This window comes from Paraburkholderia dilworthii (genome assembly GCF_000472525.1).
Classification (GTDB): Bacteria; Pseudomonadota; Gammaproteobacteria; order Burkholderiales; family Burkholderiaceae; genus Paraburkholderia; species Paraburkholderia dilworthii.
This window is the reverse complement of sequence record NZ_AWZT01000052.1, coordinates 19,969-46,691: the sequence shown is the minus strand read 5'-3', so window position 1 is coordinate 46,691 and position 26,723 is coordinate 19,969. Positions and strand designations below refer to the sequence as shown.

The 26,723-nt window shown below is 62.1% G+C and carries 29 protein-coding genes and 1 pseudogene; 10 read left to right on the top strand and 20 right to left on the bottom strand.

Annotation, left to right across the window (positions count from 1 at the left end; translation table 11 throughout):
* Nucleotides 1-509 (bottom strand): hypothetical protein (locus tag F759_RS0130245; RefSeq protein ID WP_027803146.1); only part of this gene is annotated, 509 nt, incomplete at its 3' end.
* 43 nt (nt 510-552) lie between these two features.
* Nucleotides 553-933, bottom strand: coding sequence for a hypothetical protein (locus tag F759_RS0130240; RefSeq protein WP_036025586.1), 381 nt, complete (start codon nt 931-933; stop codon nt 553-555).
* A gap of 255 nt (nt 934-1,188) precedes the next feature.
* Here F759_RS0130240 and F759_RS0130235 point away from each other — a divergent pair, with 255 nt between their 5' ends.
* The 3 genes from F759_RS0130235 to F759_RS0130225 all read left to right on the top strand — a co-directional run bounded on the left by F759_RS0130235 (nt 1,189) and on the right by F759_RS0130225 (nt 2,619).
* Nucleotides 1,189-1,878, top strand: coding sequence for a tyrosine-type recombinase/integrase (locus tag F759_RS0130235; RefSeq protein ID WP_027803144.1), 690 nt, complete (start codon nt 1,189-1,191; stop codon nt 1,876-1,878).
* 100 nt (nt 1,879-1,978) lie between these two features.
* Nucleotides 1,979-2,224 (top strand): AbrB/MazE/SpoVT family DNA-binding domain-containing protein, encoded by a 246-nt coding sequence (locus F759_RS0130230; RefSeq protein ID WP_027803143.1) that lies wholly within the window; start codon nt 1,979-1,981, stop codon nt 2,222-2,224.
* Complete coding sequence (locus F759_RS0130225; protein ID WP_027803142.1) at nt 2,221-2,619, top strand: PIN domain-containing protein; 399 nt, start codon at nt 2,221-2,223, stop codon at nt 2,617-2,619. The genes F759_RS0130230 and F759_RS0130225 overlap by 4 nt, the downstream gene beginning before the upstream one ends.
* Nucleotides 2,620-2,977: 358 nt before the next feature.
* Here the strand turns inward: F759_RS0130225 and F759_RS45450 are convergent.
* The 5 genes and pseudogenes from F759_RS45450 to glnT all read right to left on the bottom strand — a co-directional run.
* Nucleotides 2,978-3,090, bottom strand: a pseudogene (locus F759_RS45450) (ATP-binding protein); the annotation flags it as partial.
* Nucleotides 3,091-3,389: 299 nt separating this feature from the next.
* Nucleotides 3,390-4,751 carry an FMN-binding glutamate synthase family protein gene (locus F759_RS0130210; RefSeq protein WP_027803140.1) on the bottom strand — a complete coding sequence of 454 codons (1,362 nt, stop codon included), beginning with the start codon at nt 4,749-4,751 and terminating at the stop codon, nt 3,390-3,392.
* Nucleotides 4,752-4,771: 20 nt separating this feature from the next.
* Nucleotides 4,772-5,461 carry a GltB/FmdC/FwdC-like GXGXG domain-containing protein gene (locus tag F759_RS0130205; RefSeq protein ID WP_027803139.1) on the bottom strand — a complete coding sequence of 230 codons (690 nt, stop codon included), beginning with the start codon at nt 5,459-5,461 and terminating at the stop codon, nt 4,772-4,774.
* Nucleotides 5,449-6,357: a class II glutamine amidotransferase gene (locus F759_RS0130200; RefSeq protein ID WP_027803138.1), complete on the bottom strand. Its 909-nt coding sequence runs from the start codon at nt 6,355-6,357 to the stop codon at nt 5,449-5,451. Before F759_RS0130200 ends, F759_RS0130205 begins: the two co-directional genes overlap by 13 nt.
* A gap of 11 nt (nt 6,358-6,368) precedes the next feature.
* On the bottom strand, nt 6,369-7,757 hold the full coding sequence (glnT, locus tag F759_RS0130195) for a type III glutamate--ammonia ligase (RefSeq protein ID WP_027803137.1): 1,389 nt from the start codon (nt 7,755-7,757) through the stop codon (nt 6,369-6,371).
* Between the two features lie 189 nt (nt 7,758-7,946).
* Here glnT and F759_RS0130190 point away from each other — a divergent pair, with 189 nt between their 5' ends.
* Nucleotides 7,947-8,549, top strand: coding sequence for a helix-turn-helix domain-containing protein (locus F759_RS0130190; RefSeq protein ID WP_027803136.1), 603 nt, complete (start codon nt 7,947-7,949; stop codon nt 8,547-8,549).
* A gap of 233 nt (nt 8,550-8,782) precedes the next feature.
* Here F759_RS0130190 and hutG read toward each other — a convergent pair whose 3' ends face one another.
* Nucleotides 8,783-9,577, bottom strand: a complete 795-nt coding sequence (gene hutG / locus F759_RS0130185) for an N-formylglutamate deformylase (RefSeq protein WP_027803135.1) — start codon at nt 9,575-9,577, stop codon at nt 8,783-8,785.
* A 23-nt stretch (nt 9,578-9,600) separates the two neighbouring features.
* Nucleotides 9,601-10,566, bottom strand: coding sequence for a LysR family transcriptional regulator (locus tag F759_RS0130180; protein WP_027194719.1), 966 nt, complete (start codon nt 10,564-10,566; stop codon nt 9,601-9,603).
* A 202-nt stretch (nt 10,567-10,768) separates the two neighbouring features.
* Here F759_RS0130180 and F759_RS0130175 point away from each other — a divergent pair, with 202 nt between their 5' ends.
* The 5 genes from F759_RS0130175 to F759_RS0130155 are packed head-to-tail and all read left to right on the top strand — an operon-like array spanning nt 10,769 to nt 16,031.
* Complete coding sequence (locus F759_RS0130175) at nt 10,769-11,956, top strand: NAD(P)/FAD-dependent oxidoreductase (RefSeq protein ID WP_027803134.1); 1,188 nt, start codon at nt 10,769-10,771, stop codon at nt 11,954-11,956.
* A 22-nt stretch (nt 11,957-11,978) separates the two neighbouring features.
* Nucleotides 11,979-12,752: an electron transfer flavoprotein subunit beta/FixA family protein gene (locus F759_RS0130170; RefSeq protein ID WP_051377509.1), complete on the top strand. Its 774-nt coding sequence runs from the start codon at nt 11,979-11,981 to the stop codon at nt 12,750-12,752.
* Nucleotides 12,749-13,681, top strand: a complete 933-nt coding sequence (locus F759_RS0130165; RefSeq protein WP_027803132.1) for an electron transfer flavoprotein subunit alpha/FixB family protein — start codon at nt 12,749-12,751, stop codon at nt 13,679-13,681. Before F759_RS0130170 ends, F759_RS0130165 begins: the two co-directional genes overlap by 4 nt.
* Nucleotides 13,681-14,355, top strand: a complete 675-nt coding sequence (locus F759_RS40250) for a HutD/Ves family protein (RefSeq protein ID WP_051377504.1) — start codon at nt 13,681-13,683, stop codon at nt 14,353-14,355. The genes F759_RS0130165 and F759_RS40250 overlap by 1 nt, the downstream gene beginning before the upstream one ends.
* An 11-nt stretch (nt 14,356-14,366) precedes the next feature.
* Nucleotides 14,367-16,031 (top strand): electron transfer flavoprotein-ubiquinone oxidoreductase, encoded by a 1,665-nt coding sequence (locus F759_RS0130155; protein ID WP_036025581.1) that lies wholly within the window; start codon nt 14,367-14,369, stop codon nt 16,029-16,031.
* Between the two features lie 42 nt (nt 16,032-16,073).
* Here F759_RS0130155 and F759_RS0130150 read toward each other — a convergent pair whose 3' ends face one another.
* The 11 genes from F759_RS0130150 to F759_RS0130100 all read right to left on the bottom strand — a co-directional run bounded on the left by F759_RS0130150 (nt 16,074) and on the right by F759_RS0130100 (nt 26,207).
* The gene (locus F759_RS0130150) at nt 16,074-17,000 is read right to left on the bottom strand and encodes a flavin reductase (protein WP_027803130.1); all 927 of its coding nucleotides are present in this window, start codon (nt 16,998-17,000) and stop codon (nt 16,074-16,076) included.
* 11 nt (nt 17,001-17,011) lie between these two features.
* Nucleotides 17,012-17,839: an alpha/beta fold hydrolase gene (locus tag F759_RS38975; protein WP_036025580.1), complete on the bottom strand. Its 828-nt coding sequence runs from the start codon at nt 17,837-17,839 to the stop codon at nt 17,012-17,014.
* Nucleotides 17,829-18,416 carry an amino acid synthesis family protein gene (locus F759_RS0130140; protein ID WP_027803129.1) on the bottom strand — a complete coding sequence of 196 codons (588 nt, stop codon included), beginning with the start codon at nt 18,414-18,416 and terminating at the stop codon, nt 17,829-17,831. Before F759_RS0130140 ends, F759_RS38975 begins: the two co-directional genes overlap by 11 nt.
* Nucleotides 18,417-18,601: 185 nt before the next feature.
* Nucleotides 18,602-19,294: a GntR family transcriptional regulator gene (locus tag F759_RS0130135; protein ID WP_036025576.1), complete on the bottom strand. Its 693-nt coding sequence runs from the start codon at nt 19,292-19,294 to the stop codon at nt 18,602-18,604.
* Nucleotides 19,295-19,385: 91 nt separating this feature from the next.
* Entirely contained in the window at nt 19,386-20,468 is a 1,083-nt protein-coding gene (locus F759_RS0130130) for an ABC transporter ATP-binding protein (RefSeq protein ID WP_027803127.1), read from the bottom strand.
* Nucleotides 20,465-21,262 carry an ABC transporter permease gene (locus tag F759_RS0130125; RefSeq protein ID WP_027803126.1) on the bottom strand — a complete coding sequence of 266 codons (798 nt, stop codon included), beginning with the start codon at nt 21,260-21,262 and terminating at the stop codon, nt 20,465-20,467. The genes F759_RS0130130 and F759_RS0130125 overlap by 4 nt, the downstream gene beginning before the upstream one ends.
* Nucleotide 21,263: 1 nt before the next feature.
* A complete protein-coding gene (locus F759_RS0130120) occupies nt 21,264-22,097 on the bottom strand; it encodes an ABC transporter permease (RefSeq protein WP_051377507.1) in 834 nt (277 codons plus the stop codon).
* An 86-nt stretch (nt 22,098-22,183) separates the two neighbouring features.
* Nucleotides 22,184-23,194, bottom strand: coding sequence for an ABC transporter substrate-binding protein (locus tag F759_RS0130115; protein WP_036025596.1), 1,011 nt, complete (start codon nt 23,192-23,194; stop codon nt 22,184-22,186).
* Nucleotides 23,195-23,315: 121 nt separating this feature from the next.
* The gene (locus F759_RS0130110; RefSeq protein WP_027803123.1) at nt 23,316-23,630 is read right to left on the bottom strand and encodes an NIPSNAP family protein; all 315 of its coding nucleotides are present in this window, start codon (nt 23,628-23,630) and stop codon (nt 23,316-23,318) included.
* A 10-nt stretch (nt 23,631-23,640) separates the two neighbouring features.
* A complete protein-coding gene (locus F759_RS0130105; protein ID WP_036025573.1) occupies nt 23,641-25,113 on the bottom strand; it encodes an aldehyde dehydrogenase in 1,473 nt (490 codons plus the stop codon).
* A 47-nt stretch (nt 25,114-25,160) separates the two neighbouring features.
* Nucleotides 25,161-26,207, bottom strand: a complete 1,047-nt coding sequence (locus F759_RS0130100; RefSeq protein ID WP_027803121.1) for an LLM class flavin-dependent oxidoreductase — start codon at nt 26,205-26,207, stop codon at nt 25,161-25,163.
* On the opposite strand from F759_RS0130100, the gene F759_RS42480 reads away from it, so the two are divergent.
* Nucleotides 26,206-26,436: a hypothetical protein gene (locus tag F759_RS42480; RefSeq protein WP_027803120.1), complete on the top strand. Its 231-nt coding sequence runs from the start codon at nt 26,206-26,208 to the stop codon at nt 26,434-26,436. The two genes, F759_RS0130100 and F759_RS42480, sit on opposite strands and share 2 nt — an antisense overlap.
* Nucleotides 26,437-26,723: the final 287 nt, after the last annotated feature.

The window sequence follows — 26,723 nt, the reverse complement described above, 5'->3', positions numbered from 1 at the left end:
AGTTCGATGTGACCCACCAGAACCGATTCGTCATCCCAGGCAGGCCGGTCAACGAGCTGTGCCACGTAGTGCACATACACCTTATCGCCCGCCTGCGCCTTTACGCCCGCTGACGGCGCGTCAATGTCCATCAGTTTCGCTTTTCCGCCGCAGAACCGGTTGCCGAGGCCCGGCGCCACACCTCTGGACGCCTTCTTTCCGGCGTCCGTCAGCGTGTACCGGGCGCCAGGCAAGCTTTGACCGAAGTCGCGCACCGTCGCAGGCTCCTTCGCCAGCAGTCCCACCTTCACAAGCTGGTCTGCCTGCTGCTGCTCCCCGGCGCGAACGTTCGCATACTCGAACGGCGCAGGCCGGTTGCTCCAGACGCAGACTGCGTCCGTGGCATCGAGGTACTGCTGCACAGCCTTCGCATAGTTTTCTTTTGTCGTGGCCGACTTGCTATCACACGCACTGAGCGCGATGGTCAGCAGCACGGCGGCAGAGACGGGCGCAATTTTCGAAGGTTTCATTTGCTGTTTTCTAAAGATGGGTTTGGCGGGACGCGAGCCTCGGTTAGTCCACGTCGGGCAGCATACTTCGGCGTTGAGGTGCCCCGCTGTGAGCCTTCGAGCCAGCGCGAGGCAATGCGCGCTGCGCGACCCTCGCGATGCCAATGTTCCTGACATCAAATCCGATCTCTCCGGCGGCTCTCACCGCCGCATCGAGCGTCTTGAACTGACGCACCTTGTGGGTATCGAGCTCGCGAGCCGTGCGCAACTGAATTTGTATCTGCCACCCCCCGCGGCCAACAACAAGCAGAGTGAGCACCCAGACATCCCCACCGACGTTACTGACGAAGAAATCGTCCACCATCCCGGCGCGAAAAAACGTTTTAGCCTGAGCCGGCGTCCACGTCTCGAACTCCTGCTCAAACAGTTCACCCGACATTCCCATGCACTTGCCTCCGCTCGGTCGGACCGCAGTGTACCAAGACGTTTCCAGAAAATGTCGTGACGGAAACAGAAACCCGGCTGCGACCGACGCGGTTACTTCTAACGGCGGGAAGGCAGCCATTGCCTTCCGGCTTTTTCCTCCCCTCAGCTTTTCCGAGGAAGTGAGGCACTACGCGGGTTACACTGGAAAGGAGCGTCAAACACTTTCTCTCTCGTAACAGGCTCGATTTTCAAGCGCATTACGAGATACGGAAGCATGGAACCCAAACACGCCAGAACCCTCACACCGGCGAAATTCCGCCACCTCCTGCGCGTCACCGAAGCGACCAGTCGCTTTCCGGAACGCGACACTTCGATCCTCCTGCTCGGCATTACATGCGGGATGCGCGTGACCGAGATCGCGCGTCTAGAAGTACATCATGTGCTCTCGAAGTCAGGCACAAAGAAAGAAGAAATCGGCTTGCCCGGTTCGATCACCAAAGGCTGCCGGCCGCGCTGCGGGTTTCTCTCGCACGCGAAGACGGTCGCAGCCTTCGAAGGCTACGTCGAGTGGCGATATGTCCGTGGGCATGGGGTGTCGCTGGATCGTCGCGAATACCGTGGCCTGATGCCGCGAACGAGGTTGATCCTCACGCAGAAGGGTGGCGCGTTCGAGCTGAGCGTCAAGCGGCGCGTCAATTTCGAGGGCAAATCAATCGAGTATCTGGCCGCCGATAGCCTCCAGAGCTATGTGACTGGCCTATACCGTGCCGCAGGGCTCGGAGCCGGTTACAGCAGTCACACTGGCAGACGGACGTTCGCTAGCCGCCTGATGGCGAACGGGCACCCGCTCGAAACGGTGCAGATTCTTTTAGGCCATGCTCACCTCGATCACCTGTCGCCATATTTGGACGTGTCCGCACGCGATCAGCGCGAGGCTGTCGCCGCGATTGATCTCGGCGAGTGACGCATGCCATCTGGGGTGTAGTCAGTCGTGTGGCACTCCCGCTGGTTTTCTTGCTTTTTCATATTCCTTACTTTAAAGTAAGGAATATGGAGGTGTCACCATGACAGCAGCAACTCTCACTTCAAAGGGCCAAGTCACTATCCCGGTGGACGTCCGTAACCAGCTTGGCTTGCAGTCCGGCGACCGGATCGAATTCAGCTTCAACGAGGCGACGGGCCGGTATGAGGTCTATCCGGCCACGCGGTCGCTTGGGTCCCTCAAGGGCGTCGTGAAGAAGCCGGCGAAACCAGTGTCGATCGAGGACATGAACCGGGCGATAGCCGAGCAGGGGGCATCCGCGCGATGATCGGACTGGATACGAACGTGCTGGTCCGCTATTTCGCGCAGGACGACGCCGTGCAATCAAAGAAAGCGACGGCGCTGATGGATTCCCTGTCGGCAGAACGAACGGGCTACGTTTCGCAGGTCGCGCTGGTTGAGGTCGTGTGGGTGCTTGGGCGATGCTACGGTGTCGAGCGCGAGCAGATGAAGGACATTATCGACTCGATGATCGGCACCAAGGAACTGGTCGTTGAAGGTGCAGACACGGTGCGCAAGGCGCTTCGCGTTTTCGCCGCATCTACAAAGGCGGATTTCGCCGACTGCCTGATCGAGCGTTCGGGACACGTCGCAGAGTGCGAATATACGGCAACTTTCGACGTGGCGGCCTCGAAAGTTGCCGGGATGCAGTTGATCAAGTAATGACGGCGCCGGCCGATAACAGGAGAGCGGTCGGAGGCTACCCGACCCCGAATTCCTTGTCTTTGGTCCGTAACTCCGGAAACATCTTTCTCGTTTTATTGAGGATGATCTCTGCCCGAGGGAAGTTCGGTGCCGCCTCTTTTTGTGCAAATTCGATTCCGCCTCCCACCTGCAAACCGCGGGTCATCGGAGCAAGGCAAAAGCCACCATCCGCATAGATGACGGAATGCCTCAACGTGATGCCCGGATCCCTTAGAAGGACTTGATAGCCTGTCGCCGGCCGCTTTCACGCAGCGATTCCATTTGAGTAAAATCGCTGCTTAACCCGTTGGCGTCCGCGGATTCCGACTGACCTCAACGGCTGATTTGCCGTTATTAAAAGACTTTTGGCTCATACCTCTCGGCGACCAGTTCGAACAGCACACTGGTTTCAGCCTGGTCCTTGCGCGCTTACGACAGGTCGTCCAAGATTTGTCAGCACCGCCCGTTGGCAAAGCTACAAAATTGCTAGAGGAACGCAATTAAGCAAAATTTTTTTAGTAACTTTGTTCCCGCCATTGGTTCAAGCCGCGGTCCGTCGGTGCTGAAAAGGACAAAATAATGTAAGACAACGGTGCTTGGAACGCCCGTTCAAACCGGCGACGATGCTCGACTGCCGCGGCGCGGTCTCCCTTTGCCGCCGCACACGATGCGTTGAATGCCGTGGCCGCATCGACGCCCTGCGTCGCTCGCATGGCGAGCTCTGCACCGGGTGTCGAATCCTGCACCGATCAGTACGTCTGCCCCGGAATCCACGACGTACCTGCCAGCGGAATACGCGCCATGGCAGCGGCCTCCACCGTCAATGCTACGAGGTCCTCGGGCTCCAGGTGATGCACGTTCTGCTTGCCGCAGGCCCGCGCGATCGTCGTCAGTTCCATGTTCAGCGTCTTCAGGTAGTTGCGCACGCGGCGCGATCCTTCTTCCGCCTGCACGCGCTGTTCGAGCACGGCGTCCTGCGTCGTCACGCCGACCGGACATTTGCCGGTGTGGCAGTGATGACAGAACCCCGGCGACGTGCCGAGCGCGGCGTAGTCCGCCGTCGCCGGATGCAGCGCGCCGTTCTGAAAGTACGTATCGCTATTGCAGCCGAGCGCCATCAACATGCCCTGCCCGATCGCGACCGCGTCGGCGCCCATGGCAAGCGCCTTCGCCACGTCCGCGCCGGAGCGAATGCCGCCCGACACGATCAACTGCACCGTGCCCTTCATGTTCAGGTCTTCGAGCGCATCCACGGCCTGACGAACCGCGGCCAGCGTCGGAATACCCACGTTCTCGATAAAACATGTCTGGGTGGCGGCGGTGCCGCCCTGCATGCCGTCGATCACCACCACGTCCGCCCCGGCGTGCACGGCCAGCTTGACGTCGTTGAACGTACGCGTCGCGCCGACTTTCACGTAGATCGGTTTTTCCCAATCGGTGATTTCGCGCAATTCCTGAATCTTGATCGCCAGATCGTCGGGACCGGTCCAGTCCGGATGACGACTCGCCGACCGCTGATCAACGCCCGCGGGTAGGGTGCGCATCGAGGCGACGCGCGGGTTCACCTTCTGCCCGAGCAGCATGCCGCCACCACCCGGTTTAGCACCCTGCCCGATCACGACTTCGATCGCATCGGCACGGCGCACGTCGTCGGGATTCCAGCCGTAACGCGACGGCAGGCACTGATACACCAGCGTCTTCGACGAGCGGCGCTCTTCCTGCGTCATGCCACCGTCGCCCGTCGTGGTGGACGTGCCCATCGCGGTGGCCGCCTGGCCAAGCGCTTCCTTCACGTTCGCCGACAGCGCGCCGAAGCTCATGCCCGCAATCGTGATCGGAATATCGAGCACGACGGGCTTCTTCGCGAAGCGCGTGCCGAGCACTGTTTGCGTCGTGCACTTCTCGCGATAGCCTTCGAGCGGATAACGCGACAGCGATGCGCCGAGAAACAGCAGATCGTCGAAATGCGGCACGCGCCGTTTCGCGCCGAGACCGCGAATTTCATAGAGACCGCGCTGCGCGGCGGTGTGAATGTAGTCGATCGTCTTGCGGTCGTAGCCTTGCGACTCTTCCTGCTGCAAGCGGGCGAAACGGACGGGTTTGGCTTCCATGGGGACGTTCTCGATGAAGTTCAATATTCCTGGTCCGCGTCAGCGTTCCAGTGATAGAGCGTGCGGGCCGACGCGATGCGTTTGAACGACTGCGGGTCATGATCGAGACCCGCGGCGCCGAGCAATGCACCGACGGCGGCCACGTCCGCGTCTGTCATGGGCTCGTACTGCGCATCCGCGCCGAGCGATTTCACCTCGCCGCGCACATACAGCACGGCTTCGTACAGCGAGTCGCCCAGTGCATCGCCCGCATCGCCGCAGATCACCATGCGGCCAGCTTGCGCCATGAACGCCGAAAAGCTGCCCACCGAGCCACCGACCACGATATCGCCGCCCTTGAGCGAAATCCCGCAGCGCAAACCCGCATCGCCCTCGATCACGAGCAGGCCGCCATGCGCGGATGCCCCCGCGCCGTTCGAAGCAAAGCCCTTCACGTGGACCTTGCCGCTCATCATGTTTTCCGCGACGCCGGTGCCGGCGCTGCCTTCCACGACGATCGTCGCGAGCTGGTTCATGCCGCCCACGTAATATCCGGCGTGTCCCTGCACCGTGACCGTCACGTGCGCGTTGACGCCCACCGCGATGTTGTGCGCGCCGTTCGGCGACGTGATATTCACCTTCACGCCTTCGAGGGCCTCTTTTGCGCCATGCAGGTACTGGTTCAGTTCGCGTACCGACGACCCCTCAAGGTCGAACTTCATGCTTTCCATACATACATCTCCTCGGGTGAGGGTTCGAATACCCTGGCATTGCTGATGTCGGGCAGATGCGCGAGCGAACGGAACTCGGAGGCGATCGCCACGTAGTCGTCGTTTTCCGCGACCACTGCGGGTTTGCACGCGAACGGATCCCGAATCAGCGCGAGTTCGGTCGAGGTCCCCATCAGGAACGTGTAGAAGCCGTCGAGTTCTTCAAAGCCCTTCTGCAATGCGACCGGCAGTTCATCGCCTTCACGCAGCCGCCATTCGAGAAAGCGGCACGCGGCTTCGGTATCGTTGTCCGTCTCGAAGCGGATGCCTTGCGGTTCCAGCTTGCGGCGCACTCCATGCGCATTCGAGAGCGAGCCGTTATGCACGAGGCAAAAGTCTTCGCCAGCCGTGAACGGGTGTGCGCGCTCGGGTGTGACCGCCGATTCGGTCGCCATCCGCGTATGACCGACGAGATGCGAGCCGGTCAGCTTGGAGAAGTCGTAACGTTGCGCGACCTCGGCAGGCGAGCCGATATCCTTGTACAGATCGATCGAGCGTCCGGTGGACAGCAGGAAGAGCTTCGGAAAACACTTGTTGAGCCATGCCTTCACTGCTTCGGCATGGCCGTTCACGGTCAGCACCGCATGATTGGCCTTCGACTCGGCGCGCGCATCCACGTCAATCGCGCTGTTGAGCGCATCGAGCAACGCGTTCCAGTCGAAGTCGTTGCCGGCTTCGGTAAAGCCCGCATACAGGCTCAGCTTGCGCTGGCTGTCGCCAACCGCGCTGCCGAACACCGCGAGTCCGGCCGAGTCCGGTCCGCGCTCGGTCATGCCGATCAGCATCGGCACCATCAACTGACCGAGCTGCGCGCGCAATGCCGGCGTCTTGACCAGCAGGCCAACAATTCCACACATAGTCGTACCCCTTAGAAGAATTCCAGATAACTTTTCATTTCCCAGTCCGAGACATGGCGCATGTACTCGAGCCATTCCATCCGTTTGAGCCTGATGAATTCGTCGGCGACAGGTCCGAGCGCATCGCAGATCACGCGATCGCTTTCGAGCGCGTCGAGCGCCTGTTCGAGGTTCTGCGGCAGGATACCGATCTGATGCTCGCGCAACTTCTCGAGCGACCACTCGTAGAGGTTTTCATTGGCCGGCGCGCCCGGCGACAATTCGCGTTCGGCGCCGTCGAGTCCGGCCGCAATCACGGCCGCTGTCGCGAGGTACGGATTGCACGCGCCATCGGGCAGGCGCAGTTCGATGCGCTCGCCGGGCATGCGCACCATCGTCGAGCGGTTGTTGTCGCCATAACTGATGTAGGCGGGCGCCCATGTCGCGCCCGTCAGCGAGCGGCCCACCACAAGGCGCTTGTACGAGTTGACGGTCGGGTTGCATAGCGCGGTGAGTGCCGGCGCATGCGCGAGCAGTCCCGCCGTGAACTGGTAGCCGAGCGTGGATAGCCCCATGCCGAGTTTGTCGCTCTTGTCCGAGAACAGATTGCGTTCACCATCGCCAATCGACATGTGCATATGCATGCCGTTGCCCGGACGGTTGGCGAATGGTTTTGGCATGAACGAGCAGATCATGCCCAGTTCGTTTGCGATCTCGGAGGCGGCCATCTTGAAGAACACGTAGTGATCGCACGAAGTCAGGCAATCGGTATACGTGTAGTTGATTTCGAACTGGCCGTTCGCGTCTTCGTGATCGATCTGATAGACGTCGATGCCGACCGAGCGCATCGATTCGGTGAGCTTTTCCAGGAAGACCCGCGTGCGCGACAACCCCTTGTAGTCGTAGCACGGCTTGGCGAGCGTATCGCTCGGATCGCACGGTTCGATTGCGCCCGTCGCCGAGCGCTTGAGCAGCGAGAACTCCGGCTCCAGTCCGGTGAACAGCGTCCAGCCGCGCTGCGTCATGCGCGCGACCTGCTTCTTCAGCGTGACGCGCGAATCGAAAGCCCACGCTTGTCCGTCGACGTGGCCGTCGCAGACGATCCGCGCGAGACCGTCCTGCCACGGCACCGGCGTGAGCGTCGACAGATCGCCCACCGCCATGTAGTCAGGACCGTTCGGCTCGATACCCACGCCCCAGATCGCAAAACCCGCAAAGCCGGCGCCTGCCTTCAGCACGCCCTTGAGATGCGCGACCGGCACCGACTTGGCCTTCGCCACCCCGTGGATATCGACGAATTGCGCCAGCACGTACTTCACACCGCGTTGCGTGAGGTAGTCCTGCGCCTCTTCAGCCGAGCCAAAGCGGGGCACGCTACCCAACTCGTTGACCGGCAGCTTGCTCGCATCGTTCAGGTTCATCGTCACTCCTTGCACCACCATCGCTGGCTGATTGAAGAGCCGTGCCCCATTGCACGACCCCGCTGCGAGGCTGTTCGCAGCATCAATACAAATTTATTGACGTGCAACAATAGTTCTCGCGGTGAAACTATCAGGGCGCAATGCGGCCCTTCGATCTGCTACCCTCTCGCCTTTCAACGAGGTTCAACCATGCAAAACGGCGAAGACAGTAAAAACTCGCTCGAACGCTATCTGGGCGCAACGATCCGCGAACTCCGCCAGCGCCACGGGCTGACCATCGCCCAGGTGTCCGAACAGGCCGGGATCAGCCGCGGCATGCTCTCGAAGATCGAAAACGCCCAGACTTCCACCGGACTCGACGTGCTCAACCGGATCGCCAATGCGCTCGGTGTTTCAATGTCCACGCTGTTCCGCCGTTTCGACGTGCCCGAAGGCGGCGCCCAGCTAGTTAAAAAAGGCGAAGGCATGGAGGTGGTCCGCAAAGGCACCAAGCGCGGCCACACGTATCACCTGCTTGCCTACGATCAGGGCCCGAGGAAACTGTTCGAGCCGTTCCTGATCACGATGGACGATGAATCGGAAATCTTCCCCGTCTTCGAACATCAGGGCACCGAATTCATCCATATGCTCAAGGGCGTCATCGAGTACCGGCACGGCCAGCAAACCTATACCCTGCATCCCGGCGACACCCTCACCTTCCAGGCCGACGTGCCCCACGGTCCCGAGCGGCTGATCAGAACACCGATCCAGTTCCTGTCCATCTTCCTGTACGGCCAGGGTGACCGCGACTGATGCAACGTACGCTCACCGGCAATACCTATGCAACGTTCATGCCATGATTACCAATGGGAACATAAGATTCATGCTGGGAAACACTTTGGGCGAACCGACCGCATGAAACGGGTGGCTTCCGCGGATCCTCACCGCGTCAAAGCAGTGCGGTTTACCGACCTGCGCGGTGCCTCGCCGCACAGGAACGGCACATCGGGTTCGGATACATCAACAGCATTACTTATACAAAGTGGTCACAGGTGCTCGAGCGCATTCAGCGCGCCGGCCACCATGCGCTGTAGCGTGGGTTGAAGAACCGCCGCGCGTGCGTCGTGATAGGAGAATGGCGCGTCTTCATTCATGTAGATGCACTGACACATTTCAAGCTGAACCGCGTGAATACCGCGCTCGGGTTCGCCATAGTGACGCGTGATATAACCACCCTTGAAGCGGCCGTTCACGACCCACGTATACGCGCTGTCCGCAGCGGCTCGTTCGGCTGCGCTTTGCACGAGCGCGTTTGCGGTGCGGCCGTCTTGGGTCCCAAGATTGAGATCCGGCAACTTCGCGTCGAAAAGGCGCGGCAGTACGCTCGCAATCGAATGTGCTTCCCATAACAATACATGCGGATGCCGCTCGCGCAGCCTCGCCAACTCCGCTTGCAATGCCGTGTGGTATGGCTGCCAATAGGCAGCCACGCGGCGTTGCTTCTCCGCCTGGTCGGGTTCCTGGCCGGGCCGGTAAACCGCTTCGCCCCGAAACGTTTCCGTTGGACAAAGGCCCGTCGTCGTTTGGCCGGGGTACAGACTCTCGTCGTTCGGCGGCCGGTTCAGATCGATCACGTAGCGGGAAACGCGCGCGCCCAGCAAAGTCGCGCCCAGCGCTTTCGCAAAGTCGTAAAGACGGTCGAGATGCCAGTCGGTGTCCGCCACACTCAGTGCCACCTCCGAATACTCATGCTTCAGCGACGACGGAATCTCCGTGCCGAGATGCGGAAGCGAAATCAGCAACGGCCCATCGCCGATATGCAGCTTGTACAGCTCACTCATCGTTGACTCCTTAAAATTTTTTTTCAGCGCAGCGCGCCATCGGGCAAATGCGGCAATGCGCGGGCCAGCGCCGGCCAGATGCTGTGATCGAGCACGCCACGTGTGAGTGTGATGATCTCCGACGCGAAATCGTCCCATTCACCCTGACGATGCAGCAGAAAAAAATCACGACGCCCAAGACGGCTATCGGGCAGCGGCAATACGGCAATGTCGTCGAGATAATGACGCGCCTGCCACAAACAGAGCGGCGTCGAAATGGCAAATCCGAGCCCTGCGGCCACGAGACTCAATAGCGGATCGGTCGCGTCGAACTCATAGCGCCGCGCGCTCTCTATGCCAAGATGCCGCGCGAACCGCTCAACCTGCTGACCGATCACGGAGCGCGCCGTATAGCGGATCAGCGGCAATTCCAGTGCGAGAGTGCGCCAGTCGACGTTCTTGCGCTGATCGGGATAACGTCGCGCCACGACGGCCACGAAGGCTTCCGAAAACAGCGGGACTTCGACAATCCGTGCGTCGCTCAATAACGTCTGCGTGCAGATCGCCACGTCCAGTTCACGGTCGTGCAACTGCTTGCTAAGGCCCGGCGTCAGACCAGACCAGAGCGAAATCTGCCGCGCCGAGCCCGATACCGCCCGGATTAGTTCGGGCCCCACGGTGGCCGCGAACGAATCCACGCAACCGAGCCGCACCGGCAGCTTGCCTGCATGCGACGCATCGCCGACGCGCGCGCTCACCATCTGCGCATGTTCGATCAACGGACCGGCCAGTTCCAGCAAGGCGCGTCCAGCGATATTGGGGCGTGGCGGCCGGCTTTCGCGATCGAACAGATCGACACCTTGATCGCGCTCCAGCGCGCCAATGGCCTGGCTGATCGCGCTCTGGCTTACGCCCAACTGCTTCGCCGCGCCCGTCATGGACCCCGCCTCGCAGACTGCGATGAAAGCCTGCAACGCGCGCAGGTCGATGGGAGGTTGGGTTCGTCGCATGAAAGCTCCGCTGGTTATCGCGTCTGGCGCCTTTCGCCTTCTTGCTCTCTTTTGTCACGGAAGAGCCTGCATGATGCTTTTTTTCTGCCGGCACTTGCCGACCATGAGCAATCCACGGTCTGCACCATAAGTTTGCCTAATACAAAAGTCCCGTGGGGTTCCGCTACCTAGAATCGGCTCCGTCTTCAACGCAGAGGTTCACATGAGCCATTACGATTTCGTTGTGATCGGAGCCGGAGTAATCGGAGCCTCGGTAGCCCATCATCTGGCCGCGCTCGGCGCGAAAAGCGTGCTTGTGCTTGAACGCAGCACCATTGGCGCGGGCACGACGTCACAGTCGTCCGGTCTGTTGCGCACCCATTATTCGGTGAAACAGAACGTCGAACTGGCTCGCTCGTCGTGGTGGGCTTTCAACAATTTCGCCGAATACGTTGGCGACGACGAAGCGTCGTGCGGTCTCGTCAAATGCGGCTACATGATTTCCGCACCGGACGGCGGCAAGATCGATCCGCTGCGCGCGTCGTTGATCGCACAGCAGGACATGGGTATCGAGGTCCAACTGCTCGACCGGGCCGAGGCGCGCGAACGCCTGCCGATCGCGCAATTCGACGACGCCGCGTTGATCGGCTACGAGCCGGAAGCGGGCTTCGCCGACGCGTATCTGGTTGCAACCAGCTTCGCTCGCGCGGCGCGCCGGCAAGGAGTCAAGATCATGGAGGGCGTGAGCGTCACCGGCGTAGTACGCGCAGGCCGCAAGGTGGTTGGGGTTCAGACGTCGGCGGGCTCGTTCAGTTGCGGCGCGCTGATCAGCACGCAGAACATCTGGACGCCGGAGATGGCCGCGTGGATGGACGTCGAATTGCCGGTCAAGCCTGAACGTCATACGGTGCTTGCACTGGAATGCGACACAGCCGCCTATTCGTTCAAGATGCCCGCGTTCAAGGATCTTGGCTCAGCCGGGATGCTTTACTACCGCAGCTATGGCGGCAGCCAGATGCTCGTGTCCGAAGGCGTGGTCGGCGAAACGTTGAATGCGCCGGAGACCGAGCAGGGCGATATCTCGCTCGACTACGTCGGCGAAGTCGGAGCGCAAGTCGCCGAACGCTTTCCCGCTTATGAGACGGCAGGTCTGGCCTCGTCATGGACGGGTGTGTACGACGTCACGCCCGACTGGAATCCGGTGCTCGGCTCAGTCAGCGATATCGAAGGACTGGTGGTGGGGTTCGGTTTCTCGGGACACGGCTTCAAGCTGTCGCCGGGCGTCGGCAAGATCCTCGCTCAGCATGCGCTTGGACTGCCCACTGACGTTTCGCTGGCCCCCTATGCGTTGAGCCGGTTTGCGAGCGGTGCGCTGCTCGTCGGCAAGTACGGCGCGGGCGCCGTGTCGTGATCAGGAGCCTATCCTCATGAATATTCGAATTCTCGTTCCCGTCAAACGGGTCGTAGATGCCAACGTGCGCGTGCGGGTCAGTGCAAGCGGCGTAATCGATACGGCCGGTTTGAAAATGTCGCTCAATCCCTTTGACGAATGCGCGGTCGAAAAGGCGCTGCAACTCAGGGAAGCCGGCGTGGCAACCCGGGTGACGGTCCTGACGTGCGGCCACGCCACGAGTCAGGATGTGTTGCGCACCGCCCTCGCCATGGGCGCTGACGACGCCGTGCTGATCGACACCGGCGCCGCCAGCGCAACGTTGGACTCGCTGGCCGTCGCGCGCTTGCTGCGCGCATACATGGCGGCGGGCGACTTCGGCCTCGTGCTGTGCGGCAAACAGGCGATCGACAGCGACATTGGCGGCGTCGCCGCCATGCTCGCGGCCTTGCTCGACTGGCCGCAGGCCCTGAACGCCAGCGCGTTATCCGCGCGGAGCGGCCACTGGCAGGTGACATGCGGCGACGATGGCGGCACATCGACATGGGAGCTCGACGGTCCTGGTGTGATCAGCGCGGACCTGCGTCTTGCCGAGCCGCGTCGCGTCACGCTGCCGAGCATCGTCAAGGCCAAGCAGAAGCCGCTTGTCATGCTCGACGGTGCGTCTCTTGGCGTCGACCTGACGCCGCGCACGACGATCGTCGAACTGCGCGACCCGCCTGTGCGCGAAGCCGGCATCAAGGTCGCGAATACCGCCGCGCTGCTGGACGCGCTCGCCGCGCATCATCCGTTCGACAATCTGGGAGCAAATGCATGAGAAGCCTTGTGGTGGGTGAATGGGAGCACGGCGCGCTCGCGGAATCGACGCGGCGTGCCGTCACCGCGGCGCTGCAACGCGGTCTGCCGGTCGACATGATGGTGCCCCCGGCGGGCGCTCAGGCCGCGGCCGGAATCGCCGGTGTGGAACGTGTGCTTGCCGTCGCGGGCGATGCTGCGCATGCCCCAGTCCCCGAAACGCTCGGCACGCAGCTTCAGGCCGTTTCGGACGATTACGCGCTGATCGTTGCGAGCCACCGCAGTCTCGGCCGCAGCGCGTTGCCGCGCGCCGCCGCGCTGACCGGCGGCGCGTTTCTCGCGGACGTGACCGGGATCGACGCGCAAGGTCTGTTCACACGTGGCCTGTATGCGGGCAGCGTCATCGCAAAAGTGTCGGTAACGGCGCGCACGACATTTGCGACGATACGTGCGTCGTCTTTCGGTGCGGCAGAGGCATCGGGCGGCACTGCAACTATTGTCGAGACGAACCCCGCCGCCACGTTTGAAAGGACGAAGCTGCTGGAGCGCCAGGCGTCCGGACAGTCCGGACGCGATCTGAGCACGGCGCGTGTCGTTGTCTCCGGCGGCCGCGGGCTGGCGTCGAAAGACAACATGGACCGGCTCGGCGGCCTTGCCGAACGCGTGGGCGCGGCACTCGGCGCGTCGCGCGCCGCTGTGGACGCGGGCTATGCACCGAATGCCGCGCAAGTGGGACAAACCGGCAAAACCGTCGCACCCGATGTGTACTTCGCTTTCGGCATTTCCGGCGCGATCCAGCATCTCGCCGGCATGAAGGATTCGAAGGTCATCGTTGCCGTGAACAAGGACCCCGATGCGCCGATTTTTTCGGTGGCTGACTACGGCATCGTCGGCGATCTGTTCGATGTGTTGGGCGAACTCGAAGCTCACGTCAGCGCAAAGGCGGCGTAATGGATCACGATCTTCTCAACCCTGCCTTACGCCGCAGCAGCGAGCCGCTGCTCCATCCGAAGACGGATCGCGCGGACGACAGCGTGCCGTCTGTCCGCTTTATCGACTGCACGTCGATTGCCCCCGAACCGTGGGCCAACGGAGGCGGCACGACCCGCACTCTCGCCCATGGCAGGAATCGGGCAGGGGTGGCGGACTGGCGCGTGAGTCTCGCGGACCTCACAGGTGCCGCGCGGTTTTCGCAATTCCCCGGCTTCGAACGGACCCTGCTGCTGATCGACGACGGCACAGTCGATCTGCATTCGCAGGACGGCCAGTTGCTCGCACGAACAGGGCAGCCCGTGCAGTTCTCCGGCGACCTGCATGTATGGGTCAGCTTGCCGACGAAGCCCGTTCAGGTCCTCAATGTGATGGCCCGGCGCGAGACGTGCCGCGCGAAAGTCAGCGTCGCTACCAATGCGCTGCGGATCACACCGGCGAGCGTCCAACTGTTGATCAGTCTTTCCGGCGAATGGAGCGTGTCGAGTGCGTTGCTGAAGAACGTCACGCTGTCGCCGATGCACGGCGTCTGGATCGAACGCCGCAATGAAGAGCTGGATCTGCATCATGTCGGGCCGGGCGCGAGACTGATGTCGATCGGGATCGAGCCGATTGTCGTGCCGTGCGTGCAATAGAGAATACAAGCATGCAGAACGTGAGAGAACAATACGGCCCGCGCGAGTCGATGGAATACGACGTCGTGATCGTCGGCGGCGGCCCGGCTGGCCTGTCCGCGGCGATCCGCCTGAAGCAGCTGGCGGCGGAACAAGGCGTCGAGCTTGGCGTGTGCGTGCTGGAAAAAGGCTCGGAGATCGGGGCGCATATTCTCTCCGGCGCGGTCATGGATCCCCGCGCGATAGACGAACTGATCCCGGACTGGAAAGAAAAAGGCGCGCCTTTGACGGTCGACGTGACCGAAGACAAATTCCTGTTCCTGACCGAAACCGGCTCGAAGAGCGTGCCAACGTGGGCGTTGCCGGATAACTTCAAGAATCACGGCAACTACGTGATCAGCCTCGCGAACGTGACGCGCTGGCTGGGCCAGCAGGCCGAAGCGGCGGGCGTGGAGATTTTCCCGGGCTTTCCGGCTGCGGAAATCCTCTACAACAACGATGGCTCGGTCAAGGGCGTCGCAACCGGCAACCTCGGCATCGGCAAGGACGGCGAGCCGACCGAAAATTTCCAGCTCGCCATGGAACTGCACGCGAAGTACACGCTGTTCTGCGAAGGCGCGCGCGGGCATCTGGGCCGTCAGCTGAACGACCGGTTCATACTGCGCGAGGGCGCCGATCCGCAGGTCTACGGTATCGGCATCAAGGAACTGTGGGAAATCGATCCGGCGAAGCACAAGCCGGGTCTCGTGATGCACACCGCCGGCTGGCCGCTGGAAAACGACACCTACGGCGGCTCGTTCCTCTATCACATGGACAACAACCAGGTGGTGGTGGGCTTTGTGGTGGGTCTGGGTTACACAAACCCGTACCTGTCGCCGTTCGAGGAATTCCAGCGCTACAAGACGCATCCGGCGATCCGCGCGATTCTGGAAGGCGGCAAGCGCGTGTCATACGGCGCGCGGGCGATTACCGCGGGCGGGCTGATGTCGCTGCCGAAGCTGGTGTTCCCGGGCGGCGCGCTGGTGGGCGATGATGCGGGCTTCCTGAATGCCTCGCGGATCAAGGGCTCACACGCGGCGATCAAGACCGGCATGCTGGCCGCCGAGGCTGCGTTCGATGCGGTGCAGGCCGGACGTCAGTCGGATGAACTCACCGCCTATCCGGAGAGCTTCACGACTTCGTGGCTGCACACCGAACTGCATCGCGCGCGCAACTTCAAGCAGTGGATGAGCAAAGGCCTGTACCTGGGCACGCTGATGGTCGGCATCGAGCAGAAGCTGCTGGGCGGCAAGGTGCCGTGGACGCTGCATCACCAGCATTCGGATCATGAGATGATAAAGCCTGCTTCGCAGTGCAAGCAGATCACGTATCCGAAACCGGATGGCAAGCTGACGTTCGACCGCCTGTCCTCAGTGTTCATCTCAAACACGAATCACGAAGAAAACCAGCCGGCGCACCTCACGCTCAAAGATCCATCCGTTCCCGTCAATATCAACCTTCTCACTTACGATGGCCCCGAAGCACGCTTTTGTCCCGCAGGCGTCTATGAATTCGTAAAGGAGAATGGCTCGCCGCGCTTGCAGATCAATGCGCAGAACTGCGTACACTGCAAGACGTGCGACATCAAGGACCCGACGCAGAACATCGTATGGGTCACGCCCGCGGGTGGCGGCGGCCCGAACTACGCGAACATGTGACCGCAGTAAAAAAGGCAGCTTCGAAATTCGCGGCCGCTTTTTCTATGCGTTCGCCACCAGCGATTGCACGGTGCCCTTTTCGACATCGCCGACATAGATGCCGAACGCGTCTTCGGTCCGCTCCTTGACATAGCGGCGCAGCATCGACTGCACAGCCGGATCGCGAATCTCGTCCCACGGTATCGCATCGAGCGGCACAAAGCGAACGTCCGCCGCGACCGGTGCGTCATGGACCACCCGACCGCGATAGTAGATGTGCGTGATGCCCTTCTCCTCGAACACTGCAAACAGAAAATCGAGGTTGACGTTCAGTTTCAGGCCTTCAAGCACACCGCGCAGACTCGTAACGTCCGACAGCGGTTCGAGCCGCATGCCAGTAGGCAACTGCATTCCGCTAGCGGTCCTGATCAGCACGAGTCCCCTGGCGTGCTCGAGAATCGCGCCGACCTGCGCACGTTGACCGGTCGCCGCCAACGCTTCCTGCGACAAACTGAAATCCACATACGCGCCACGGCAATACCCTAAAGGCGTCGCGCTGGAATGCGTGAAGTCCACCACGCGGCCGATCAGGATGATGTGATCGCCGGCATCCACCACCTGATGCGTCTCGCAGTCGAAGCTCGCCGCCGCACCGTCCATCACCGGGCTGCCGGTGCGCTGCGCGTGCCACGCCACCTGCGCGAACTTGTCCGCGCTCTTCGACGCGAACACGCCTGACACGGGCCGCTGATCTTCCGCCAGCACGCTGACCGCGAAACGCTGCGTCTGCGAAAACACCGGATGGCTCGACGCGGTCTTGGCAATGCACACGAGAATCAACGCGGGATCGAGCGACACCGACGTGAACGAATTCGCGGTAAAACCGCGCGGCGTGCCGTCCGGCTGGATCGTCGTCACCACCGTCACGCCGGTGACGAAAGCGCCCAGCGCGCGGCGAAACTCGATGAGGTCAAACGAAGAATCGGTCATGGTGCTGCTCCTCAGGACGGACGGCTCACATCGCGAATAAAGTGCAAAAGCCGCTGATTCACAATTGACGGCGCCGTGACGTTCATCATGTGCCGCTCGTCGGCGATGATCTCGGCGCGGCCGAGCGGCGCCGCAGCCGCCATCGACTCCGACATCGCCGGGCTCGAGTTCGGATCGCATTCGCCGGTCATGAAGAGCGCCGGCATTGCGAGTTGCGGCAGGCGGCCCACGTGCGCCTGGTCCGAACTCGCAAACAGCCGGTACGTGCGCGCATAGCCTTCCAGATCGACGCTGTCCAGCAACGAGCGCACGAGCTCCGCGACGTTCGCCAGATGACCCGGCACCGGATCGTCGAACCAGCGGGCGATCGTCGCGTCGATGCTCGGCTGGTCGAGCCCGCCGTTCAGCGACGCCGCGCGCTGCATCACGGCGGCCCGTTGCAACGGCGTGCGGTCGTACACCGCATTCAAGGCGGTCACGCTCGTCACCCGCGACGGGTAACGCAACGCGAATTCGAGCGCAATCAGCGAGCCCATCGAATGGCCGACGACATGCGCCGTCTTGACGTCGAGGTGATCCACCAGTGCAAGCAACTGCACTGCGTATTCCTCCAGTTGCGGAGAAGCCGCAGGCAGCCGGCTCGCGCCATGTCCCAGCATGTCGTAGCTGACGACGCGAAAGTGCGCCTGCAACGCTTCGACCTGCGGTTCCCACACGCGGCGATTCATGCCCACGCCATGGATCAGCACGAGGACCTCGCCCTCGCCTGCCACGCTATAGGCCGTGCCGTCGAACACGCCGTTCATCGGCGCATTTGCGATATCGGTTTCACGCTTCATTGGAGCCCAGCTCCTTCAGATCCTGATAGCGGTCGCCAATCCGGTGATGCGGCCGGCCGCCAATCGACGCGCCGAGCGCAATCACGAGTTCATCCGGCGCGGGCGCGTCGACGATCGAAAACTGGATGGTCAGGTAGTGCGAGCGCATGCCTTCGTCGCCCTTGTGCATCAGCGGAATCGTGACCGGGCAGTTCGGGCCGCCGCGCAGGTTTGTGAAGCTCAGATAACTCTTCGCGCCGACCGCTTCGCGAAATTTGTTGCCGAAGCGCAGCGTATGAATCAGCGCCGATGCGTGCTCGACTTCACCCGACGTTCCGACGATCGCCGCCTTGCCGTAACCCTCGACCGCTTCGCCCGAGCCAGCGATGCGCAGGATCTCGGCCGTCAGCACTTCGCCGAGTTGCGGCCCGAGCGCGTGAATCTCCGGCTTCAGGTCTTCGACGAAGCCGCGCCCGGCCCACGGATTGCGCAACACCGCCGCTGCCGCGAACAGTTTCAACGGCTGGGCTGCAACCTTGCCGCCTTCGATGAACGTATCTTCCACATAGGTGACCAGCTTGCGAATCTCGAGCTTCATAGGACTTCCTTCGGAGACAGGTGCGCCTTGGCTCAGTGCGCGACGCGTTGGAAGTATTATGGTATCCCATATTAGCGTATGCAAGGTTTTAAACGCCGATGGCGGGTTTACGAGACTTTCTTCGCCGTACGGACGAAAAAAAACCGTCGCGAGCGACGGTTTTTCCTGGGGGACGAAACGAGGATTCAGGCGCTTTCGCTTTGATCCGCGACCTGCTCGGCGAGCGCGGCCATGGCGATCGCCGCCGTGCGCCGCACATGTTCGAGCGACGCGGCGGCCGCCGCATCGCCGTCCTTCTTGGCAATGGCCGCCAGCAACTTGTTCATCTCGCGATTCGAATCCGCGCCACGCCCCGGCGACGAAATCGTTACGGAACGCAACTGGTTGATGCGGCCGTTCAGCGATTTGACCACCTGATGCATCATCGGCTTGTGGCCGCCCGCGAACATCGCTTCGTAGAAGCGTTCGGTGTAGGCCAACACACGGCGTAAGTCGGACTTGTCGAATGCGTCTTCGATTTCCTTGCGGATTTCGCGCAACTGCTTCACCAGCGCGGGCGTTGCAAGCTCGGCGCAGGCGCGGGCCGCCTCCGATTCGAGCAGCGCGCGAATCTCGTAGATTTCCTGCACCTGTTCCGGGTCGAGCCGAGCGACGATTGGGCCGGAATGCGCGACCGTCTCCACCAGCCCTTCCGTTTCCAGATGGCGCAGCACTTCGCGCACCACGGTGCGGCTCACGCCCAACTGATCGCACAAGGTCCGCTCGATCAACCGGTCGCCGGGACGATAAAAGCCCTGCGAAATGGCTTCACGCAGCTTCTCGAGCGTGAGTTCGCGAAGGGTCGGTGCACTGCGGTCAACGCGCATCTGTTCGATCATGGCGAGCTTCCCAGGCGATATCCTGGGCCGGTTGGTTTTTGGAATACCAAAGTATCGCACAGCCGCCGTCGGCGAATCGCGATGCCATAAGTCATGCGGGAAACACCTGCGCGTTTGAGCGGTCCCAGTCGAGCCAGGCTCCTGCGCCCACCGCGAGCCCCGCTTCATGCGTGCCCGCCGCGGTGCGCACCGCGATCTCCTGCTGCCATGGCGTCGCCACCGAATAGTGCATCGTGTCGCCCAGGTAGGTGATATCGCGCACGACGACCGGCAAACCGTCGTCCGCCACATGCGGCGCCTGCGCGCGGATACGGATCTGTTCGGGCCGCAGCATCAGCGCGCCGCCGTCGCCCGCGTTGAGCGCACGGTCGCAGCCCGCGATCGGCACCGGCTTGCCGTTCGGGAACACCGCATGCGAGTCCGCGTGGCCGCCGGCCAGCGTGACCGGCAGAAAATTCGAATTGCCGATGAAGCTCGCCACGAAGCGCGACGCCGGTTTGCGGTACAGATCCTCGCCCGTGCCGACCTGCTCGATGCGCCCTTTGTTGAATACCGCGATCCGGTCGGACAGGCGCAACGCTTCTTCCTGATCATGCGTCACATACAGGATCGTCACGCCCGTTTGCTGATGAATCCGGCGCAGTTCGCTCTGCAATTCCTCGCGCAGTTTTTTATCGAGTGCGGATAGTGGCTCGTCCATCAGCAGGACCGGCGGATCGTAGGCCAACGCACGCGCAATCGCCACGCGCTGCTGCATGCCGCCCGACAACTGCTCCGGCATCCGGTCACGGCAATCGGCCAGATGCACGAGCTTGAGCATTTCATCGACTTTCGCGCGCACTTTCGCGTCCGGCAAGCGCCGCACGCGCAGCGGAAACGCGACGTTCTCGCCGACCGTCAGATGCGGAAACAGCGTGTAGCGCTGAAACACCATGCCGATGTTGCGGCGGTTCGGCGCGACCGACAGCAGCGGCTTGCCGTCGAGCAGCACGCGGCCATCCGTGGGCGACTGGAAGCCCGCGACGATATACAGCGTGGTGCTCTTGCCCGAGCCGGACGGCCCGAGGAAAGTCATGAACTCGCCCTTCTCGATGTCGAGCGACACCTGATCGATGGCGACGACCTGATCGTAGGTCTTGCGAAGACGCTGAATCTGCAAAAACGGTGAGCTCACGATTTACCTCTCTTGAGTACAAGGCCCAGCAACATCAGGACAACGGTTAGACCGACCAGCAGCGACGACGCGGCGGCGATCACCGGCGTCAGGTCCTGCCGCAGCGTGCTCCAGATGCGCACCGGCAGCGTCTGCAGAGTCGGGCTGGCCATGAAGATCGACACGACGACTTCATCCCACGACGCGAGAAACGAGAAGATCGCCGCCGCGAACAGGCCGAGCCGGATACCCGGCAGCGTGACGCGCCATTTCACTTCGAACGGGCCGGCACCGCAGATCAGCGCGGCATCTTCCAGCGACGTGTCGAAGCTTTCCAGCGAGTTGCTGATCGCGATGATCGAAAACGGCAGCGCGATGATCAGGTGCCCGATCACGAAACCGACCAAGGTGCCCGTCAGGCCGATACGCAGAAAGAAACCATACAGCGCGACGGCCAGCACGACGACGGGCAGCACCATAGGCGTCAGGAAGAACGCCTTGAGCAATGCGCGGCCGCGAAAATTGCCGCGTGTGAGCGCCAGCGACGCGAGCAGCCCCAGCACGACCGACAGCACCATCACGACAAGCCCCAGTTCCACACTCGTCATCAGCGAGTCGAACCAGCCTGGATCGGAAAACAGCATGCCGTACCACTGCAATGTCCAGCCGGGCGGCGGAAACATCAGCCATTGCGAATTGCCGAACGACAGCGCGACGATAAACAGCACCGGCAGCAGCAGGAACAGCGACACCGCGCCGCCGACGCTCAGCAGCAGCCAGCGCAACGGGCCAAGACGATCGAAATCGAGCAGCATGTCAATGAACTCCTGAGGCGCTCGCGGCGCGTCCCGAGAAACGCAACTGCACCGCGTACAGCGACAACGTGACGAGCAGCAGCACCAAAGCGGCCGCACCGGCCAGCCCCCAATTCAGCAATTGCTGGACGAGCTGCGCGATCAGTTCGGCGAGCATCATGTATTCCGGGCCGCCCAACAGCGCGGGTGTGACGAAGTAGCCGAGCGCCATCACGAACACCATCAGCGCACCGCTGGCAATGCCCGGCATCGCGAGCGGCACGAGCACGCGCCAGAATGCTTGCCAGCGGCTCGCGCCGCAGATTGCGGCAGCGCGCAGTGTGGTCGGATCGATCGCACGCAAGGTGGCGTGCAGCGGCATGACGAGAAACGGCAACATGATGTAGGTCATGCCGATCGTCACGCCGGTGAGGTTGTTGACAAGCGTGAGCGGCTCATGAATCACGCCGAGCCACATCAGCAGACGATTGATCGGACCGGTCTGTTGCAGCAACACCATCCATGCGAAAGTGCGTGCGAGCAGATTGGTCCACATCGACAGCAGCAGGATCGCGAACACCAGCTTGCCGATCCAGCGCGGCGCGATGGCGAGAAGCCACGCGGTCGGAAAGCCAATCACTACGGTTACGGCGGTCACCACCGAGGCGACAAAAAACGTATTGCCGAACACACGCAGATAAGTGGTCGAGCCGAAGAGCTGCGCGTAGTTCTGAATGCCGGGCGTCGGCTCCAGCACGCTGCGCAACAGCAGCGAGAGCACCGGCAACAGAAAGAATACGACCAGCAGCAACAGCGCGGGCGCGAGCAGCCGGATCTTCCTGAAGCCGACGGCCATATTCGGCGCCGCGACCGGCGGCTCCGCGATAGTACTGACTGCATTCGACATGACCACTCCTTCGCTGGGTTCGTCAGGCCAACGCTTTACTTCGACTGCCACGCGTACCAGCGCTTCGCGATTTCATCGCGATGATCAGCCCAGTACTTCATGTCGAGATTGATCTGTGTCGCCTTGTACTGATCAGGCTGGGTCTTCGCAACGTCGGCAGGCAAGAGCGCGGCGGATTTGAGGTTGACGGGCGCATAGCCGGTTGCGGCCGCGAAATTCGCCTGGGCCTGCGCACCCGTCGCGGTGGCAAGGAACTTCATAGCCTCGGCTTTATGTTTCGAGCCCTTCGGCACAACCAGCATGTCGGCTGCTGTCAGGTTCTGATTCCACGACACGCCAACGTCCACACCGGTCTGCTGCAATGCATGCAGGCGACCGTTCCAGAACACGCCGATCGGCGCTTCGCCGGATGCCATCAACTGCTGCGATTGCGCGCCGCCGCTCCACCAGACGATCTGGCTCTTGATCGTGTCGAGCTTCTTGAAGGCGCGATCGAGATCGAGCGGATAGAGCTTGTCGGGCGCGACGCCGTCGGCGAGCAACGCGACTTCGAGCACGCCGGGCGCGGACCACTTGTAGAACGTACGCTTGCCGGGAAAGCGCCTGGTGTCGAACAGGTCGGCGTAATTCGCCGGCGCGCCGCTCCTGTACGCCGCCTTGTTGTAGCCGAGCACGAACGAATAGTAGAAGCTGCCCACCGCGCCGGGCGACATGAAGCGCGGGTCGAGTTGCGCCTTGTTCACCACCGAATAGTCGATCGGTTCCACGAGACCGTCACGCAGCGCCGCATACGCGAAATCGCCTTCGACGTCGACCACGTCCCACTGCACGTTGCCGCTGTCGACCATCGCCTTGAGCTTGCCGTAATCGGTTGGGCCGTCCATCAGAACCTGAATGCCCGACGACTGGGTGAACGGCTGCGCCCACTCCTTTTGCTGAGCCGACTGCGTCGTGCCGCCCCAACTGGCGAATACGATCGGCGCGGCAGCCGCGGACACCGGTGCATGGATCAACACGGCTGATGCGGCGATCACGGCGGTAACCATCGTGATGGCCACTGCGCGCGCCCGCGCGGGCATACGTAGCGCTTGCTTCATGACGACTGCTCCTTGAAAGGATACGGCTGGCTTCGAGAGGACGGTTTGCGAATGCAGTTCTTTGCAGTTCTTATTTCAGCGGCGAAAACGCGGCGGGCTTCATGATCTTGCTTTCCATGGTTTCCATCAGCGCCTGAATCTTCGGAACAAAGGCCTGCCATGCGGGATCTTCGGCGAGCCTCTGACGGCGTGCTTCGCGCTCGTCGAGACTCGGATACGCCCACATGTGGACGATCTGGTTCAGCGGCCCGATCTCCGAGAAGAAGTAGCCGACCAGTTCACCCAGATAGCGCTTCTGCAGTTCGATGCCCTCTTGCTCGACCAGTTTCAGATACGCGGGCACCGCGCCTGTCCTGATCTTGTACGTGCGGATTTCGTAGTACATGTCGGCCTCTTTAACGCATGACGAACGGATCGGCGATCGGGTCGTCCGACGTGCGGATCCACACGGATTTGGTGCGCGTGTAGTCGAGCACCGCATCGAGGCCGCCCTCGCGTCCGAGGCCGCTCAGACCATAGCCGCCGAACGGCACGATCGGCGACACGGCGCGATAGGTGTTGACCCAGACAATGCCCGCGCGCAACTGCCGCGTGAGGCGGTGCGCGCGCGTCAGATCGCGCGTGAACACGCCGGACGCGAGGCCGTATTTCGTGTCGTTGGCGAGCGCGAGCGCTTCGGCTTCGGTGTCGAAGCTCATCACGCTCAGCACCGGGCCGAACAGTTCCTGAGCGACGCTCGGCACCGTGGACGACGGGCAATCGACGATGGTCGGTTCGAAGAAGAAACCGTCGCCGTGTCCTTCGGGACGGCCGCCGCCTGTCAGCAGCGTGGCGCCCGCTTCGAGACTCGCGGCGAGCACGGCTTCGATATGATCGCGTTGCCTGCGCGTCGCGAGCGGTCCCATTTCTGTATCCACGCTCTGCGGATCGCCGATCCTGATCGCGCGCGCTTTTTCGACGAGCCGCGCGAGCAACCGGTCACGGATGCCGCGCTGCACGAGCAACCGCGAGCCCGCCACGCAACTCTGCCCGGTGGCGGCGAAGATGCCGGCGATCACGGCGTTGCTGACGCTGTCCACATCGGCGTCGTCGAAGACCAGCACAGGCGATTTGCCGCCCAGTTCCAGCGACGTCGCCGCCAGGTTCTCGGCGGAATTGCGCACGATCTGGCGCGCGGTCTCAGGGCCGCCCGTGAACGCGATCTTCGACACGAGCGGGTGACTCGTCAGCGCGCGGCCGCAATCCGCGCCGAAACCGGTCAGGATGTTGACGACACCCGCCGGAAAGCCGGCTTCGTGCACGAGCTTTGCAAATGCAAGCAGCGGCGCCGGGCCTTCCTCGGACGCTTTCAGCACGATCGTGCAACCGGCGGCGAGTGCTGGTCCGATCTTCACGGCCGAGAGAAACAGTTGCGAATTCCACGGCGCGATCCCGGCGACCACGCCGACCGGCTCGCGCCGCAGGAAAACGTCCATGTCGGGTTTGTCGACGGACAGACAGGCGCCCTGAATCTTGTCGGCGACGCCCGCGTAATAGCGGTAGTACTCGGCCACGTAGCCGATCTGGCTGCGCGTCTCGCGAATGATCTTGCCGGTGTCCGCCGTTTCCACCTGCGCGAGCTCCTGTGCGTTCGCCGCGACGAGGTCCGCGAGCCGGTACAGCAGCTTGCCGCGCTGGCTGGCCGTCAGGCCCGCCCACTCCGGCGCGAACAACGCGCGGTCCGCCGCTTTCACCGCGCGATCCACGTCCGCCGCGCTGGCCGCGGGCATTGTCGCCCAGGCGGCGCCGGTCGCGGGGTTCACGCTGTCGAAGGTGGCGGCGGCGTCGCTGAACTCACCGTCGATGTAATGCTGGAACGACTTCAACATAACTTCTGCTCCTGAGTGCAGAACGTCGATTCAAGGGTGAGCGGCAATCAGCCGCGCGCTGCGAAGGCCGGCATCACGTCGGAGATAAAGCGTTCGAGCGAGCGGCGTTTGCGCTCGAAGCTCATGTTGCTGTCGACCCAGAAGCTGTATTGATCGAAACCGAGTTCCTCATACTGTTTGAGCCGGTCGATCACGTCGGTGGGCTGGCCGATCACGAGATTCTTGCGAATCCGCTCCGGGGCGTATTGCGGGAACGACGCGATGTCGGCGTCGGTCAGCGGTTCGATGAAGCCTTGCTTGACCGGACGCTCGTTCTTGAACCACTTGCTGAAATAGCAGTAGAAGCGCGCCAGATCTTCAACGGCCGTGTCGACTTCGGCGGCATCGGCGCCGACAAAGGTGTGCATTAGCATCATGATCTGCGGCCGCCGAACGTCGGGGTTGGCCTTGCATGCCGCGTTAAAGCGTTCCATCAGACTGACGACTTCGCCATCGCCCGCGGCCAGCGAGGTCACCTGCACATTGCAGCCGTTGCGCACCGCGAACTCATGCGAGTTCGGATCGCGTGCGGCCAGCCACATCGGCGGATGCGGTTGCTGCACCGGACGCGGCACCGGCGTGGTGGACGGCCACGACCAGAACTCGCCCTGATGCGCGTAATCGCCCTTGAACAACTGGCGCAAGGCGGGAACCAGTTCGCGCATTCTGGCTCCGGCGCCGAACGCGTCGAGACCGGGCAACAAACGTTCATATTCGAAGGAATACGCACCGCGCGCAATACCCAGGTCGAGCCGACCGTTGCTCGCGACGTCGACCATACCGGCTTCGCCCGCCAGACGGATCGGATGCCAGAACGGTGCGATCACCGTGCCCGTGCCGAGACGAATCCGCTCAGTACGGGCAGCAAGATACGAAAGGTTGATAAAGGGATTGGGCGCGATCGTGAACTCCATCGCGTGATGCTCGCCGATCCAGGCGGTTTCAAAACCGCCCTCTTCCGCGATCTGGACGAGATCGGTCAGCTCGTCGAAAAGTTGCCGATGCGGCGTGGCAGCGTCGTAACGCTCCATATGAACAAACAGCGAAAATTTCATGATCGACCTGTATGCAGAAAGCTGGGAGTCGGTCCTGCCGCGACCGGCGCGTCCTCGAAGGACGCCGTCGCTCCGTGTCGACCGCTGGGATGCAGCGGTTGGTATTACGGTATTCCACCCAAGCCAACAGATCAAGCTTTTCAATATTATGGAATACCATAATATATCGCGCTGGCGCCAACTGGGCGCGCAAAGTGATGGGGTAGACGTGGTGGGCCAGGAACGGTAGTCGCGGAACCTGCTGCAGCGAGCGGCACGGGTACGGTCAGGCAAGGTGCTGCGGAGGTTTCGTCTCGAGAGGGGGCAGTGTCCAGCGTGCGTCATCTGACGTGCGTTCAGACGCCCCTAAGCGCCGCAAATATTCGGCTTACCGCGAGGGCCGCGGCCTTGAAAACAATCAGCCGCTGAGAGCAAGCAGCTTCCCTCATACGTTGGAACACGGCGAATGCGCGCAAGCGTTGCGCCGATCGCCGATATCTTTTGGGGAATGAGTGACGATCCAAGCATCCTTCATAC